This window comes from Rhizobacter sp. OV335, assembly GCF_900142965.1.
Taxonomy (GTDB): Bacteria; Pseudomonadota; Gammaproteobacteria; order Burkholderiales; family Burkholderiaceae_C; genus Rhizobacter.
On sequence record NZ_FRCQ01000001.1, the window covers coordinates 14,112 to 28,044 of the forward strand.

Here is a 13,933-nt window from a genome sequence, read left to right on the forward strand (position 1 = left end):
GCAGGAATCATGCAAGTTCTGCGCTGGGACGGGCAGGCTGCGCCGGAAAGCTGCAAAATCGCGTGCATGGAAACGGAAATCCAGCTGGATGCGATCGATCGACGCATTCTTCGCGCGCTGCAGGCCGATGGCCGGATCACCTACGACGTGCTGGCCGCGCAGGTCAGCCTGTCGCCATCGGCCGCGCTGCGGCGGGTCAAGCGGCTCGAGGAATCGGGCGTGATCGCCGGCTATGTCGCGCTGGTGCCGCCGGAACGCGTCGGGCTCGGGCTCACGGCCTACCTGAACGTGCGGCTCGAGAAGCACTCCGAGGTGCACAAGCGCAACCCGATGGACCTGTTCCGCGCCGCGGTGCAGACCTGGCCCGAGGTGGTCGAGTGCGTCGCGCTGACCGGCGAGATGGACTACCTGCTGCGTGTCGTCGTGCAGGACATGGCGCACTACGCGCGCTTCGTGATGGAGACGCTGCTGAAGCACCCGAGCGTCGAGGACTGCAAGACCAGCTTCGTGATGGACCGGGTGAAGAACACCACCGCCGTGCCGCTGTAGCGCCGTGGCGCCGTGGCGCTGCAACGCCGGCTCAGAGGTCCAGGGTCTGCACCATGGCCTGCGTGGCGGCGATCGAGAGGTTCAGCAGCTGCGCGAGGTCGGCCACGTCGTCGGGGATCGCGGCGTTGTCCCAGCCGTGCGCCGTGTGCCGCGCGAGGCGGATCGCCAGCACGACGTTCTGCACCGTGGGGTGTTCGGCATGCCGGTCGTCGGAGATGCGGATCAGCAGCTCGGGCAGCGTCCAGGCCTTCATCAGCGCCTGCTGCAGGTCGAACAGCTCGACGTTCAGCGTGCTCTGCTGGATCGCGCTCGAGCGCAGTGTCGGGTCGGCGGCTTGCGCGCGCTGGATCGCCAACGCCAGGTCGGGCGCATGCGCCCACAACAGCATCTCGGCGAAGTCGTGCAGCAGCGCGGCTTCATGGATCAGCGCGGCGTCGTGGTCCTGGCGGTGGATCGCGAACGCCAGCGCGAAGCGCGATGCGCGGTGCGCGCGCCGCAGCACGTCGTTCAGGCCGGCGAGGGCGTCGGGCCGATCGGCCAGCCAGTCTTCGACCGTGGGCTGCGCGCCGAATGCGCCGAAGAACGGCGAGATGCCCATCAGCACGACGGCGGCGGTGACGGTCTCGACATCGGTGACGAGCCGCGCCGGCCGGTGCGTGGCCGCGTAGGCCAGCACCTTCAGCGTCATCAGCGGGTCGTCGGCGACCATCTCGCCGATCAGGTTCGCGTCGACGTCGTCTTCGTTCGCGCGCATCGCCTCCAGCGCATCGGAGGTGTCGGCGAGGACCGGGATCTCGCAGCTGCGGAAGTGCTGCACCCAGGCGGCCAGATCGGGCAAGGCTTGGAAGAGCGGCTGGAAGCCGCCGGAGCGCGGTGCGGTCTCGTTGCTCACGTCACGGTGTCAGGGAAAGTGTTACTGCAAGTATCGACCTCTTTGCACCGGGCTTGAGGAAAATGTCACTTCGGTCCGAGCTTCGCCTTCACGTCCATGCCGACCTTCTTGTTGACGAACTGCAGCGTCGCGACCTTGGCCAGGTCGACCTCGCCCGCCTTGTAGAGCCCGGCCTTCACCATCTGCGCGTAGAAGTCCTGGATGCGCTCGGCACTCATCGCGCCGACCCCGTTGCGCAGCGCCTCGCCCGAGTCGACGATGCCCTGCTGCTTCATCAGCGCGACCGAGGCCTCGATCTCCGCCTCGGTCATCTCCGGGTTCTCCTTGATCATCATCGCGTTGGCCGCCTTGCGGTCGCCATACAGGTAGTTGACCCAGCCGAGGATGGACGCGTCGACGAAGCGCTGCACCAGCTGTGGCTTGTCCTTCACGGTGTCGGTGCGCGCCTCGATCACGGTGGAGTAAGTGCTGAAGCCGTGATCAGCCAGCAGGTGCACCACCGGCTTGAACTTGCCCTGGTTCTCGACGTAGATCGGCTCGGCCACCGAATAGCCCTGCTGGATCGCCTTCGGGTTCGCGAGGAAGGGGCCGAGGTTGTAGTTGTAGGGCTTGAGCACCTCGTCCTTGAAGCCGTGCGTGACCTTCAGCCACTGCCACCAGCTGAACTGGCCGTCCTTGGCGATCAGCGCGAGCGGTGCGTCCTTCAGCTTCGCGAACGATTCGTAGCCTTGCCCCGGGTGCGCGATCAGCGCCTGCGGGTCCTTCTGGAACATCGCGGCGACGACCACCGTCGGCACGCCGTTCTTCACGTTGTCGAAGCTGTGCAGCAGGTTGCCGGTCATCAGGAAATCGATGCGGCCGGCCGGCAGCAGCGGGCGGTTGTTGACCTGCGGGCCGCCTTGCAGCAGCGTCACGTCGAGGCCGAACTTCTTGTAGGTGCCGTCGGCCACCGCCTGGTAGAAGCCGCCGTGCGCGGCCTGCGCCTTCCAGTTGGTCGCGAAGGTCACCTTGTCCTGCGCGACGGCCGTGCCGGCCGCGAAGGTCATCGCCAATGCGGCAAGGCGGATCGTGTTCTTCGTCATGGGTTCTCTCCTTGATGGATCAATTCTCGGTGGCGTGCCAGCGGCCCAGCAACAGGCGCGACAAGGCATTGAAGCCGGCGAAGATCAGCACGCCGGTCAGCACCAGCAGGCTCAGCGCGGCGAACATCTTCGGCGTCTCGGTGCGGAAGCTGGCTTCCAGGATGCGCGAGGCCAGCCCGGTCTCGCGGCCGGCGGCACCGGCCACCATTTCGGCCGTCACCGCGCCGATCAGGCTCAGGCCGCCGGAGATCTTCAGGCCGGCGATGAAATACGGCAATGCCGACGGCAGCAGCAGCAGGCGCAGCCGCTGCCACGGCGTCGCGCGGTACAGCCGGAACAGCTCGCGCAGGTTCACGTCGGCAGCGCGCAGCCCGACCACGGTGTTCGACAGGATCGGGAAGAACGCGACGATCCAGGCGCACAGCAGCAGCGCGGCGGTCGTGCTCTCGACATAGATCAGGATCAGCGGCGCGACCGCGACGATCGGCGTCACCTGCAGCACCACCGCCACCGGGAACAGCGCCTCCTCTAGCGGCCGCCACAGCGCGAACACCGCGGCGATCAGCACGCCGCCGGCACAGGCCAGCAGCAGCGCGCCGAAGGTGATCTTCACGGTGAACCACCAGCTGCCGGCCAGTGATGCGAAGTTGCCGACCAGCGTCTGCAGCACCATGCTGGGCGCCGGCAGCGTGTAGTGAGGGATGTGGGCCAGCCGCACCAGCGCCTCCCATGCGGCCAGCAGCGCGAGCAGCACGACGGCCGGCGCGATGCGGCGTTGCCAGCGCATGCTCACGCGGCTGCCGCGGCGTGCGCGGCCTCGAGCGAGCGCGAGACGGCGCGGCATTGGGCGACGTAGTCGTCGCTGTCGCGGAAGCCGGCCTCGTGCCTTGCCGGCCGGCGGATGCGGAACTCGGCGACGATGCGGCCGGGCCGCGCGCCCATCACCAGCACGCGCTGGCTCAGCGCCACCGCCTCGAGCACGCTGTGCGTGACGAACAGCACCGCCATCGGGCGCGCCTGCCAGGCCTCCATCAGGTCGGCGTTCAGCCGCTGGCGGGTGATCTCGTCGAGCGCGGCGAAGGGCTCGTCCATCAGCAGCAGTTGTGGCTGGGTGACCAGCGCGCGGGCGATCGATGCGCGCATCTTCATGCCGCCGGACAGCTCGGCGGGGAAGGCATCCGCGAAAGCCTCGAGGCCCATGCGCTGCAGCAGCGGCATCACGCGCGCGGCGGCGTAGCGCCGCGAAACGCCGGCCAGTCGCAGCGGCAGCCAGGCGTTGTCGAACACGCTGGCCCAGGGCATCAGCGTGGGTTCCTGGAACACGAAGGCGGTGTCGCTCGCGACATTGACCTGCAGCGCCGGCGCCCGCACCGTGCCGGCGCTTGCGCGGTCGAGCCCGGCCACCAGCCGCAGCACCGTGCTCTTGCCGCAGCCCGATGGACCGAGCAGCGAGACGAACTCGCCCGGCTGCACGTCCAGCGTCACCGCCTGCAAGGCCTGCACGCCGTTGGCGAAGCGCTTGTCGACCTGCTGCAGGGAGACCAGGGCATCTGAAGCATCTGACATAGGGTTCGCAGTGTGCCGCAGAACGCGTTCGCGCTAGGCTTCGGGGCTTGTCGCGGAGATCCACCATGAACCACGTTGAGCTGCCTTCCGGAACCTCGGTGCCCACCCTCGGCCTCGGCACCTGGCGCATGGGGGAATCGGCGTCCGCGCGGCGTGCCGAGGTGGCCGCGATCCGCCTGGCGATCGACCTCGGCTACCGGCTCTTCGACACCGCCGAGATGTATGGCGAGGGCGGTGCCGAGGAGGCGCTCGGGCAGGCGGTCGCCGAGGCACTGCGGGCCGGCGCGGTGCGACGCGACGAGCTCTTCATCGTCAGCAAGGTCTATCCGCACAACGCGAGCCGCAGCGGCACCGTGGCCGCGTGCGAACGCAGCCTGAAGCGGCTCGGGCTCGATTACGTCGACCTCTACCTGCTGCACTGGCCCGGCTCGCATCCGCTGCAGGACACGGTCGGGGCCTTCGGGCAGCTGCAGGCGCAGGGGCGCATCCGCGCGTGGGGCGTCAGCAATTTCGATGCGGACGACATGGCCGCGCTGTGGGGCCTGGAGGGCGGCACGGCCTGCGCGACCAATCAGGTCTACTACGCGCTGCCCGAGCGGGGCATCGAGTACGACCTGCTGCCACGCCTGCGCGAACGGAAGGTCCCGCTGATGGCGTACAGCCCGCTCGCGCAGGGTGAGCTGGCCGCGCACGCCGGGTTGCGGCCGCTGGCGGAATCCCGTGGCGTGACGCCGACCCAGCTCGCGCTCGCGTGGGTGCTGCACCAGCCGGGCGTGATCGCGATCCCGAAGGCCGTGCGCGAGGCCCACCTGCGCGAGAACCTGGCCGCGGCCGACCTGAAGCTCAGCGCCGCTGAGCTGGCCGCCCTCGACCGGCTGTTCCCGCCGCCGCGGCGCAAGACCACGCTTGCGATGATCTGAGCGCGCCGTCAGGGGGCACCCCGGTTGACGCGCGAGGCCGGCTGCGGCGACACTGGCCCCCGCAAGGGGAGTAGCCCCCCGATCAAGCCGCCGTCAGCACGGGCGCCGCTCCCGCGGTTCCCCGGCACTTGAGCAGCGTGTGGACCGACGGACCAACGCTGTGGGCAAGACCTTCACCCGCCGGGCATCCGCACGGCGTGCACTCCTGCAAGGTGAAGGACCATGGAACTCTTCTCAGCTGACTTCTTCTCGGCCTTGATGGCCATCGTGCTGCTCGACCTCGTGCTGGCCGGCGACAACGCGATCGTGATCGGCCTGGCCGCCCGCAACGTGCCGCCCGAGATGCAGCGCCGCGTGATCCTCTGGGGCACGGCCGGCGCGATCGTGATCCGTGCGCTGCTGACGCTGGTCGTCGTGTGGCTGCTCAAGATTCCCGGCTTCCTGCTGGCCGGCGGCCTCGCGCTGATCTGGATCGCGTGGACGCTGACGCAGGACAAGGACGGCGAAGGCCACAGCATCAAGCCGCAATCCACCGTGCGCGGCGCGATCCAGACCATCGTGATCGCCGATGCGGTGATGGGCGTCGACAACGTGCTGGCGATCGGCGGCGCGGCCCACGGCAGCATGCTGCTGGTGGTGCTGGGGCTGTTGATCAGCATCCCGATCGTTGTCTGGGGCAGCCAGCTGATCCTGAAGCTGGTCGACCGCTTCCCGGCCATCGTCATCCTGGGCGCCGGCGTGCTCGGCTGGACCGCCGCGAAGATGATCAGCGGCGAGCCGCTGATCAAGTCGTGGTTCGAACACCAGCACCTGGGGCACCTGGCGCTGTACCTGGTGTGCGTCGGCGGCGTCACGCTGCCGGCCCTGTGGCGCCACTGGAACGAGCGCCAGCGCGAGACCGGCGTGCTGCTGGCGGTGATGGTCACCTGGCTCGGCGTGTTCGACATGATCGAAGAAGCGATGGGCTGGGAAGACCAGCCGGTCGACACCTGGCAGTGGTGGCACGAGGGCATCGACCTGGTGATGTGGCTGGGCTGGGTGCCGGTCGCGGTGCTGGTGCACAAGCTGTGGGAGAAGCGGCATCCGAAGCCGCTGCCGGTCCACCAATGAAAACGGGGGCCGCGAGGCCCCCGTTTCGTTCACGGACGGATCACAGGCGCGTGACGCCTGGTACCCACCCGACGAGTTCGCCGTCCATGTACAGCGCGCCTTCGGGCGCGCCGGCCTGCGCGTAGAACTCGAGCACCGGCGGCAGCGGCGGGGCGGGCACCGGGGGCGGCACCGCCAGGCGCTGGGCCAGTTCAGCGAGCACGGCGCTCGCGGACTTCAGGGCGGCCGCTGCGGAGCGGCGCGCGAGGGAGGAGCCGGGGTGGCGCGGCGTCAGGGCGCGCCACGTCTGGGGCTTCGAGCTGGTCATGATCATTTCCTTCGTCGGCAGCGCGCTGGCGCTGCGTTGGATTCATGGGCTGTGGCGCAGCCGGGGGCTGAGCTGGTCGAGTTCGCGGCGTAGCGCGCGGCGCGCGTCCTGTCGCGAGGTGCCACCGGGCTGGTGACTGCCGGCGCGACGGAAGTGCGCGGGCGCCACCAACGGGTTGCGGGGCTTGCGGGCTGGCATGGTGATCTTGGACATGAGACATCTCCTGTGAGGACGAGGACGGCAGGGCCAGAAAGCACGACGGCCCGGTGCGGGAAGCAACCGGGCCGTCGGGATGAGCGCGCGTGCGTCGCGAAGCTCAGCCGGCAAGCGGACCGGGCGGGGCCCGACGGCCACCGAGACACTGAAACGCCGGCACCGACGGCGCGAAGGCGCGGCGGGCAAGGGCAGGGTTCAGTGCGAAGGCGATCAACGTGGGGACTCCGGGGTTGAGGGGCGGGGCGTCGACGTGATGAAGGTGTTCATCACGACTTGCGCAGATGATAAACAATCGATTATCAATTTCAACCCCCTTGTTCAAAGGTGTGGGGAAGAATCAACGCTTTTTCTTGAGCGGCGCGATGCCGGCCTGCGTGCGGGCCCACAGGTCTTCGGGCGGCGGGGCCGCGCGGGGTGACGCGGAGGCTGCGGCGCGCGCCGGTGGCACGGCCGCCGGTGCCCTGGCCGGCTCGGCGGCCGGCATCAGCACCTCGCCGAGCAGGTCCAGCAGCCGCGTGCGGGCGCGCTGCGGATGGCGGCGGTAGTAGGTCAGCACCAGCCCGACGATGAAGCGCTCGTCGTCGTCCTGCGGCACGTTGCGCAGCGCGTCGTCGGCCAGGGCGGCAGCGGGAGCGGGGGCCGCCGAGGAACCGGCCGCGTCGTGCGGCTGGTCCATCCAGCCGTTCGGCTTGTGGCACAGCACCTCGAACTGGCGCGCGAGCCGTTCGCCGATCTGCCGCGAGCGGCTCTTGATCTGGCTCCAGTAGCTCGGCTGGATCTGCAGGCGCTCGGCGAAGCGCCGCTCGAGCCCCCTCAGCGTGGCGGCATCCGGATGCTTGATGGTGTTGTGGACGAATTCATCGAAGAGGGCCAGCGCGTTGTCAAGGCGGAGCTGGGCCACGTCACGGGAGCCGGATTGCATGGTGCCGCATGATAAATCTTCGTGCATCAGCAGATGCGGCCGGGGTCGTCGGCAAAATCACGGTCTTTCCGCTCACAACCCTTTCACCGGCCGCGCAGCACCATGACGACCCTCGGAACCCCCCTCTCTCCCCAAGCCACCAAGGTGATGCTGCTCGGCAGCGGCGAACTGGGCAAGGAGGTGCTGATCGCGCTGCAGCGCCTGGGTGTCGAGACGATCGCGGTCGACCGCTACGAGAACGCGCCGGGCCAGCAGGTCGCCCACCACGCCCGCACCATCACGATGAGCGATCCGGCGCAGCTGAAGGCGCTGATCGAGGCCGAGCGCCCGCTGCTGGTGGTGCCCGAGATCGAGGCCATTGCAACGCCGATGCTCGAGGAACTCGAGGCCGCCGGCACCGTGCGCGTGATCCCGACCGCCCGCGCCGCGCGCCTGACGATGGACCGCGAGGGCATCCGCCGCCTGGCGGCCGAGACGCTCGCGCTGCCGACCAGCCCGTACGTGTTCTGCGATTCGCTGGCCGAGCTGCAGGCCGCGATCGACGGCAAGACCGGCTACCCCTGCATCGTGAAGCCGGTGATGAGCAGCTCCGGCAAGGGCCAGAGCAAGATCGACGGTCCGGCCGACGTGAAGACCGCGTGGGACTACGCGATGGCCGGCGGCCGCGTCAGCCACGGCCGCGTGATCGTCGAGGGCTTCATCGACTTCGACTACGAGATCACCCAGCTGACGGTGCGCGCGCTGGGCGCTGACGGCCAGGTCGAGACGCACTTCTGCGACCCGATCGGCCATGTGCAGGTCAGCGGCGACTACGTCGAGAGCTGGCAGCCGCATCCGATGACGCCGGCCGCCCTGGCGCGCTCGCGCGAGATCGCGAAGGCCGTCACCGACAACCTGGGCGGCCAGGGGCTGTTCGGTGTCGAGCTGTTCGTGAAGGGCGACATGGTGTGGTTCAGCGAGGTCAGCCCGCGCCCGCACGACACCGGCATGGTGACGATGATCACGCAGTGGCAAAACGAGTTCGAGCTGCATGCGCGCGCGATCCTCGGGCTGCCGGTCGACACCACGCTGAAGAGCCCGGGCGCGAGCGCGGTGATCTATGGTGGCGTCGAGGCCAAGGGCATCGTGTTCGACGGCGTCGCCGAGGCGATGCGCGTGCCCAACAGCGACATCCGCCTGTTCGGCAAGCCGGAGAGCTTCAAGAAGCGCCGCATGGGCGTCGCGCTGGTGCACGACCGGGACGTCGAGGTCGCGCGCACGCAGGCCAAGCTGGCGGCCAGCAAGGTCAAACCCCGCGAGGCGTGATTCGTCAGTCGTCGTCGCGGGCCTTGTACTGACTGGTCAGCAGGGTCTGCGCCGACGGCGGCACCGCCTCGTAGTGGCTCAGCTCCAGCGTGTAGCGCCCCTGCCCGCCGGTCATGCCGTTCAGCCGCGCCTGGTAGCCGTTCAGCTCCGACAGCGGCACCAGCCCGTGCACCGTGATGCTGCCGGCCTGCACCGTGCGCGTGCCGTTCACCTGGCCGCGCTTGGCCGACAGGTCGCCGGTGATGTCGCCCATCGAGAACTCCGGCGCGGTGATCTCCACCTTCACCACCGGTTCCAGCACGATCGGCCGGGCCTTCATCACCGCATCGATGAAGGCCTTGCGGCCGGCCGTCACGAAGGCCACTTCCTTCGAGTCGACCGAATGGTGCTTGCCGTCGTAGACGATCACGCGCACGTCCTTCACCGGGTAGCCGGCGACCACGCCGCTGTCGAGCACCTGGCGCACGCCCTTCTCGACCGCGGGGATGAACTGGCCGGGAATGGTGCCACCCTTCACCTGGTCGACGAACTCGAAGCCCTTGCCGCGCTCGAGCGGCTCGATGCGCAGGAACACCTCGCCGAACTGGCCGGCCCCGCCGCTCTGCTTCTTGTGCCGGTGGTGGCCCTCGGCCGGCACGGTCACCGTCTCGCGGTAGGCGATGCGCGGCGGCCGCGTCGACACCTCGCACTTGTAGGTCTCGCTCATGCGCTCGAGCAGCGTGCGCAGGTGCAGCTCGCCCAGGCCGTAGACCACCGTCTCGTTGGTGCTCGCCGCATGCTCGACCTTCAGGCACGGGTCCTCGTCGACCAGCTTCTGCAGGATCTCCCACATGCGCTGCTCGTCGCCGCGGCGCTTCGGCTCGATCGCGAGGCCGTGCACCGGCACCGGGAACTCCAGCGGCAACAGGTGCAGGTGGTCGTCCTCGGCGGCGTCGTGCAGCACCGCATCGAAATGCATCTCGTCCACCTTCGCGACCGCGCACAGATCGCCGGGAATGCCGCGCGGCACCTCGACGTGGTCCTTGCCCTGCAGCATGAACAGGTGGCCCACCTTGAACGGCTTGCGGCCGTCGCCGATGTAGAGCTGGCTGTCGCGGGTGACCGTGCCCTGGTGGATGCGGAAGATCCCCATCTTGCCGACATACGGGTCGACGGTGACCTTGAACACATGCGCGATCACGTGCAGCGACGCATCCGGCTGCGCATGCAGCGCCTTCGCATCGGCGCCTTCGCCCTTCAGGAACTGCGGCGGGTTGCCCTCGGTCGGGTTCGGCAGCAGCAGGTCGATCACGTCGAGCAGCTCGGCCACGCCGGCGCCGTTGCGCGCCGAGACGAAGCAGATCGGGATCAGGTGGCCCTCGCGCAGCGCCTGCTCGAGCGGCGCGTGCAGCTCGCGCGGGTCGACGTCGCCGTCGTTCAGGTAGCGGTCGACGAAGCCGGGGTCGACCTCGACGACCTGCTCGACCAGCGCGCGATGCGCGGTCTCCACAGAAGAAAAATCCGCCTCGCCGGACGGATTGAAGAAGCAGTCGACCACCTGGGTGCCCTGAGCCGCGGGCAGGTTCAGCGGCAGGCACTCCTTGCCGAAGGTGGCCTGGATCCGCGCGACCAGGCCCGGCAGGTCCAGCCCCTGCGCATCGATCTTGTTGACGATGATCATGCGGCACAGGCCGCGGTGCGCCGCCCAGTCCATCATGCGCGAGGCCATCATCTCGATGCCGGACTGCGCGTTGATCACGATCGCCGCGGTCTCGACCGCCTCCAGCGCCGTCATCGACTGGCCGACGCAGTCGGGCATCCCCGGCGTGTCGATCAGGTGCACCTGCGAGCCGCCATGCCGGAAATGCATCACCGTCGAGTTGAGCGAGTGCTGCACGCGGCGTTCGAGCGGGTCGAAATCGCTGACCGTGGTGCCGCGGTCGAGGCTGCCGGGGGCGCCGATCGCGCCGGCCTTGCACAGCAGCGCCTCGGTGAGGCTGGTCTTGCCGGAGGCCGTCTGGCCGACCAGCGCCAGCGTCCGGATGGCCGCGATGCCGGCATTCACGGGGTTCGCGGGGGTGGCCGCGTTCGATGGGCTTGGCATGGCGCTCTCCTTTCGCGCCGCAGGCGCTGAGCGGTGAGGGGGCGATCGAGGTTAGTGGATCGTCCCGGCGGCGGCAAGCGGGCGCACCCGCGGGCTGCCCCGGTGCTCACCATTCCCTGGCACGGCGGTGTCCTACAGCAGGGTGCAGCCCTGGCCGACAGCCCCGGTGGGCGGCGCGGGCCACAGTGCTGGGGCAGGCAAGCGCCGATTGCCCGAAGGATCTGTCATGACCACCCCCCAAGCCCCTGGCCGCAAGAGCGACACCACCGTGCGGCGCGACCGTGACGCGGAGCCGCAACTGCCCCATGAACGCGACGAATCGAGCCAGAAGGACGAGACGCCGCGCCCCCGCATCGAGCAAGCGCACCGCGACGTGTCGCGCGGCATGGTCGACACCGACCGCGGGCCGGCAATGGACAAGGCCTACAAGAAGCAGCGGTAGGCCGCGCCGCTGCTCACGCTCGAACGACGGCCAGCCCCAGCTTCTCGAAGCCGGCCAGCACCTTCTTCGGCGTGTCGCGGTCGACGATCAAACCGGTGGCGGCGCTGCACGGTGCGATCGTGTAGGCCGACGCGCTCTGCAGCTTCTCGGCCGAGGCGAGCACCCAAGTCTCGGCCGCCTGCGTCATCAGCGCGCGCTTGATGTGCGACTCTTCCAGGTCGCCGGTCGACAGCCCGGCGCCGGTGGAGATGCCGGTGACGCCCATGAAGTACAGGTCGGCCCGGATGCGGCCGATCGCCTCCAGCGCGCCGGCGCCGACCGCCACCACCGAATGCTTGAAGAGCCGCCCGCCGATCAGCACGACCTCGATCAGCGGGTGCTCGACGAGCTCGAGCGCGATCGTCGGACTGTGCGTGACGACCGTCGCGCGCAGCGTGGGGGCGAGCTGCCACGCGAGCTGCTGGCAGGTGGTGCCGCCATCGATGAAGACGATCTGCCCCGGCTGCACCATCGCGGCCGCCGCGCGCGCGATGCTCGCCTTGGCCTGCGGTTCGACCGCGCGCCGTGCCGAGAAATCGCCCACCGCGGCCGAGGCCGGCAGCGCGCCACCGTGCACCCGCTGCAGCAGGCCCTCGGCCGCGAGCGCGCGCAGGTCGCGCCGGATCGTGTCTTCCGACAGCCCGAGCTCGTCGCTCAGCGTGGCGGCCACGACCTGGCCGTCCTGCCGCAGCCGGCCCAGGATCAGTTGCTTGCGTTGTTCGGTCAGCATGGCCGCGAGTCTGCACGAAAATACTTGACACTGCACGAGTCTGCAAGAATCATCGCGTTTTCATCTTGAGCCGGAGATTGCCGTGAACGACCGCGTGCGCATCGTCGACGTGAAGGTGCTGAGCGACGACTGGTACGTGCTCAGGAAGACGAGCTTCGACTTCCTGCGCAGCGACGGCAGCTGGCAGCGCCAGAGCCGCGAGACCTACGACCGCGGCAACGGCGCGACGATCCTGCTCTACAACCGCGCGCTTCGCACCGTGGTGCTGACGCGCCAGTTCCGCTTCCCGGCCTACGTGAACGGCACGCCGGACGGCATGCTGATCGAGGCCTGCGCCGGGCTGCTCGACCAGGACGACCCGGCCACCTGCATCCGCCGCGAGACCGAGGAGGAAACCGGCTACCGCATCGCCGAAGTGCGCCAGGTGTTCGAGGCCTACATGAGCCCCGGTTCGGTGACCGAGCGGCTGCACTTCTTCGTCGGCGCGTACGAGGCGCGCGACAAGGTGTCGAAGGGCGGCGGCGAGCAGCACGAGGGCGAGGACATCGAGGTGCTCGAACCCACGCTCGACGAGGCGCTGGCCTGGGTCGCGTCGGGAAAGATCCGCGATGGCAAGACCATCATGCTGCTGCAGTACGCGAAGCTGAACCGGCTGGTGGACTGACCGGTTCGAGGACCCATCAGCCGGCGTCGGACGCCAGCCGCGACACCGGCACGGTCACGCTGCGGTCGATCGTGCCGTTCTTTCCCTGGTCGACGGTGATCGTGGCGAGGGAGTTCGCGATCGACAGGCCGATCGCGACACGCGGCAGCGTGATCGTCCAGGCTCCGGCGATCGGCAGGCCGGTCGGGCCGTAGCTGACGCCGCCTTGCGTGGCGACGGTGACGCTGGCGCTGCCGTTCGGCAGCGTGGGCGACAGTGTGTACGTGCCGTTGATCGCGCTGCCCTGCAGCACGCCATCGCGCAGCGCGGCCTGGTGTGTGATGTCCACTGCGTTCAGTGAGAAGTCGCTGGTGCGGCCGTTGTAGTGCGTCGTCAGCCCGAGGCTGGGGGACGTGACATGGCTCGTCAGCAGCGTCGTGCCGTTGCCGTCGGTGGTCGACGAGACGCTGCGCGTGGTGCTGCCGTTCAGCGAGGCGCTGCCGCGTGGCATGGCGACCGACAGTCCGGTCGCCTCGGTCGTGACGGTCAGCCCACCCGCGGCGGCATCCAGCACTGTCAGCGACAGCGCGCCGTTGACCACGGCCGCGCCCGCCGAGCCGCGGCAGTCCATGAAGGCCAGCGTGTAGATCTCACCGGTGTCCAGCTGCCCGTTCAGCACGCTGGCGGCGGTGCCGCCGGTGATGGTGAGCAGCGCGCTGCCGCCGCCGGCGCAGTCGACCGTCAGGTTGGTGACCGCCGAGGCCGACACGCGCTGCGCCGATTCATGCGCGGCCGCCACCGTGGCCTGCGTGGCCACCACCGACTGCGCGGCCAGCACGCTGGTGTCGAGCACGGTCGCCGCGTCGCTGGCGATCAGCGACGCGTTCGCGCTGTAGCTGGTGGCCGTGTCGGCGCTCAGCACCTCGTCGGCGGCATCGCTGCTGCCTCCGCCGCCGCACGCGGTGAGGGCGCCGATCGCGGCCAGGGCAGCCAGCGCGGTGGCGCACGGCTGGCTCAACGGATGGCGGGTGGTACGGTGGATCGAACGGCTCATGGCGGGCTCCTCGGGAAGTTGTTGGTGTTCATTGAACGCGGTGTGCCGCGGTGGGCGCACCTCGTTGCGCGAC

At 69.4% G+C, this 13,933-nt stretch carries 15 protein-coding genes and 1 pseudogene; 6 read left to right on the plus strand and 10 right to left on the minus strand.

Annotated elements, in window-relative coordinates; translation table 11 throughout:
* Positions 1-66 precede the first annotated feature (66 nt).
* Complete coding sequence (locus BUE42_RS00070; protein WP_073462068.1) at positions 67-549, plus strand: Lrp/AsnC family transcriptional regulator; 483 nt, start codon at positions 67-69, stop codon at positions 547-549.
* Positions 550-580: 31 nt separating this feature from the next.
* Here BUE42_RS00070 and BUE42_RS00075 read toward each other — a convergent pair whose 3' ends face one another.
* The 4 genes from BUE42_RS00075 to BUE42_RS00090 form a co-directional block, all read right to left on the minus strand.
* Positions 581-1,441 (minus strand): HDOD domain-containing protein, encoded by an 861-nt coding sequence (locus BUE42_RS00075; protein ID WP_083613768.1) that lies wholly within the window; start codon positions 1,439-1,441, stop codon positions 581-583.
* Positions 1,442-1,506: 65 nt separating this feature from the next.
* On the minus strand, positions 1,507-2,523 hold the full coding sequence (locus BUE42_RS00080) for an ABC transporter substrate-binding protein (RefSeq protein ID WP_073462069.1): 1,017 nt from the start codon (positions 2,521-2,523) through the stop codon (positions 1,507-1,509).
* Between the two features lie 19 nt (positions 2,524-2,542).
* The gene (locus BUE42_RS00085) at positions 2,543-3,310 is read right to left on the minus strand and encodes an ABC transporter permease (RefSeq protein ID WP_143171219.1); all 768 of its coding nucleotides are present in this window, start codon (positions 3,308-3,310) and stop codon (positions 2,543-2,545) included.
* A gap of 2 nt (positions 3,311-3,312) precedes the next feature.
* The gene (locus BUE42_RS00090; protein WP_073462071.1) at positions 3,313-4,089 is read right to left on the minus strand and encodes an ABC transporter ATP-binding protein; all 777 of its coding nucleotides are present in this window, start codon (positions 4,087-4,089) and stop codon (positions 3,313-3,315) included.
* A 65-nt stretch (positions 4,090-4,154) separates the two neighbouring features.
* Here BUE42_RS00090 and BUE42_RS00095 point away from each other — a divergent pair, with 65 nt between their 5' ends.
* Together BUE42_RS00095 and BUE42_RS00100 are read left to right on the plus strand one after the other, a co-directional pair.
* Positions 4,155-5,009, plus strand: a complete 855-nt coding sequence (locus BUE42_RS00095) for an aldo/keto reductase (RefSeq protein WP_073462072.1) — start codon at positions 4,155-4,157, stop codon at positions 5,007-5,009.
* A gap of 222 nt (positions 5,010-5,231) precedes the next feature.
* Positions 5,232-5,861 (plus strand): annotated as a pseudogene (locus tag BUE42_RS00100) (TerC family protein); the annotation flags it as partial.
* A 298-nt stretch (positions 5,862-6,159) separates the two neighbouring features.
* On the opposite strand, the gene BUE42_RS33570 reads toward BUE42_RS00100, so the two are convergent.
* The 3 genes from BUE42_RS33570 to BUE42_RS00110 all read right to left on the minus strand — a co-directional run bounded on the left by BUE42_RS33570 (position 6,160) and on the right by BUE42_RS00110 (position 7,543).
* On the minus strand, positions 6,160-6,321 hold the full coding sequence (locus tag BUE42_RS33570; protein ID WP_235001991.1) for a hypothetical protein: 162 nt from the start codon (positions 6,319-6,321) through the stop codon (positions 6,160-6,162).
* A gap of 147 nt (positions 6,322-6,468) precedes the next feature.
* Positions 6,469-6,639 carry a hypothetical protein gene (locus BUE42_RS33315; RefSeq protein WP_200798880.1) on the minus strand — a complete coding sequence of 57 codons (171 nt, stop codon included), beginning with the start codon at positions 6,637-6,639 and terminating at the stop codon, positions 6,469-6,471.
* A gap of 340 nt (positions 6,640-6,979) precedes the next feature.
* Positions 6,980-7,543 carry a hypothetical protein gene (locus BUE42_RS00110; RefSeq protein ID WP_235001993.1) on the minus strand — a complete coding sequence of 188 codons (564 nt, stop codon included), beginning with the start codon at positions 7,541-7,543 and terminating at the stop codon, positions 6,980-6,982.
* 123 nt (positions 7,544-7,666) lie between these two features.
* On the opposite strand from BUE42_RS00110, the gene purT reads away from it, so the two are divergent.
* The gene (gene purT / locus BUE42_RS00115) at positions 7,667-8,869 is read left to right on the plus strand and encodes a formate-dependent phosphoribosylglycinamide formyltransferase (RefSeq protein ID WP_073462075.1); all 1,203 of its coding nucleotides are present in this window, start codon (positions 7,667-7,669) and stop codon (positions 8,867-8,869) included.
* A gap of 4 nt (positions 8,870-8,873) precedes the next feature.
* Here purT and fusA read toward each other — a convergent pair whose 3' ends face one another.
* The gene (fusA, locus tag BUE42_RS00120; protein ID WP_073462076.1) at positions 8,874-10,952 is read right to left on the minus strand and encodes an elongation factor G; all 2,079 of its coding nucleotides are present in this window, start codon (positions 10,950-10,952) and stop codon (positions 8,874-8,876) included.
* Between the two features lie 226 nt (positions 10,953-11,178).
* On the opposite strand from fusA, the gene BUE42_RS00125 reads away from it, so the two are divergent.
* Positions 11,179-11,394, plus strand: a complete 216-nt coding sequence (locus tag BUE42_RS00125) for a hypothetical protein (RefSeq protein WP_073462077.1) — start codon at positions 11,179-11,181, stop codon at positions 11,392-11,394.
* A gap of 13 nt (positions 11,395-11,407) precedes the next feature.
* Here BUE42_RS00125 and BUE42_RS00130 read toward each other — a convergent pair whose 3' ends face one another.
* Positions 11,408-12,163, minus strand: coding sequence for a DeoR/GlpR family DNA-binding transcription regulator (locus BUE42_RS00130; protein ID WP_073462078.1), 756 nt, complete (start codon positions 12,161-12,163; stop codon positions 11,408-11,410).
* A gap of 76 nt (positions 12,164-12,239) precedes the next feature.
* Between BUE42_RS00130 and nudK the strand changes: the two genes are divergently transcribed.
* Positions 12,240-12,827, plus strand: a complete 588-nt coding sequence (gene nudK, locus BUE42_RS00135; RefSeq protein ID WP_143171220.1) for a GDP-mannose pyrophosphatase NudK — start codon at positions 12,240-12,242, stop codon at positions 12,825-12,827.
* A gap of 16 nt (positions 12,828-12,843) precedes the next feature.
* Here nudK and BUE42_RS00140 read toward each other — a convergent pair whose 3' ends face one another.
* Positions 12,844-13,860 (minus strand): hypothetical protein, encoded by a 1,017-nt coding sequence (locus BUE42_RS00140; protein ID WP_073462080.1) that lies wholly within the window; start codon positions 13,858-13,860, stop codon positions 12,844-12,846.
* Positions 13,861-13,933 lie beyond the last annotated feature (73 nt).

Coding starts and splice junctions, on each gene's coding strand:
- BUE42_RS00070 (WP_073462068.1), top strand. CDS start 67: ATGGAAACGGAAATCCAGCTGGATGCGATCGATCGACGCATTCTTCGC.
- BUE42_RS00080 (WP_073462069.1), bottom strand. CDS start 2,523: ATGACGAAGAACACGATCCGCCTTGCCGCATTGGCGATGACCTTCGCG.
- BUE42_RS00085 (WP_143171219.1), bottom strand. CDS start 3,310: ATGCGCTGGCAACGCCGCATCGCGCCGGCCGTCGTGCTGCTCGCGCTG.
- BUE42_RS00090 (WP_073462071.1), bottom strand. CDS start 4,089: ATGTCAGATGCTTCAGATGCCCTGGTCTCCCTGCAGCAGGTCGACAAG.
- BUE42_RS00095 (WP_073462072.1), top strand. CDS start 4,155: ATGAACCACGTTGAGCTGCCTTCCGGAACCTCGGTGCCCACCCTCGGC.
- BUE42_RS33315 (WP_200798880.1), bottom strand. CDS start 6,639: ATGTCCAAGATCACCATGCCAGCCCGCAAGCCCCGCAACCCGTTGGTG.
- purT (WP_073462075.1), top strand. CDS start 7,667: ATGACGACCCTCGGAACCCCCCTCTCTCCCCAAGCCACCAAGGTGATG.
- fusA (WP_073462076.1), bottom strand. CDS start 10,952: ATGCCAAGCCCATCGAACGCGGCCACCCCCGCGAACCCCGTGAATGCC.
- BUE42_RS00125 (WP_073462077.1), top strand. CDS start 11,179: ATGACCACCCCCCAAGCCCCTGGCCGCAAGAGCGACACCACCGTGCGG.
- BUE42_RS00130 (WP_073462078.1), bottom strand. CDS start 12,163: ATGCTGACCGAACAACGCAAGCAACTGATCCTGGGCCGGCTGCGGCAG.
- BUE42_RS00140 (WP_073462080.1), bottom strand. CDS start 13,860: ATGAGCCGTTCGATCCACCGTACCACCCGCCATCCGTTGAGCCAGCCG.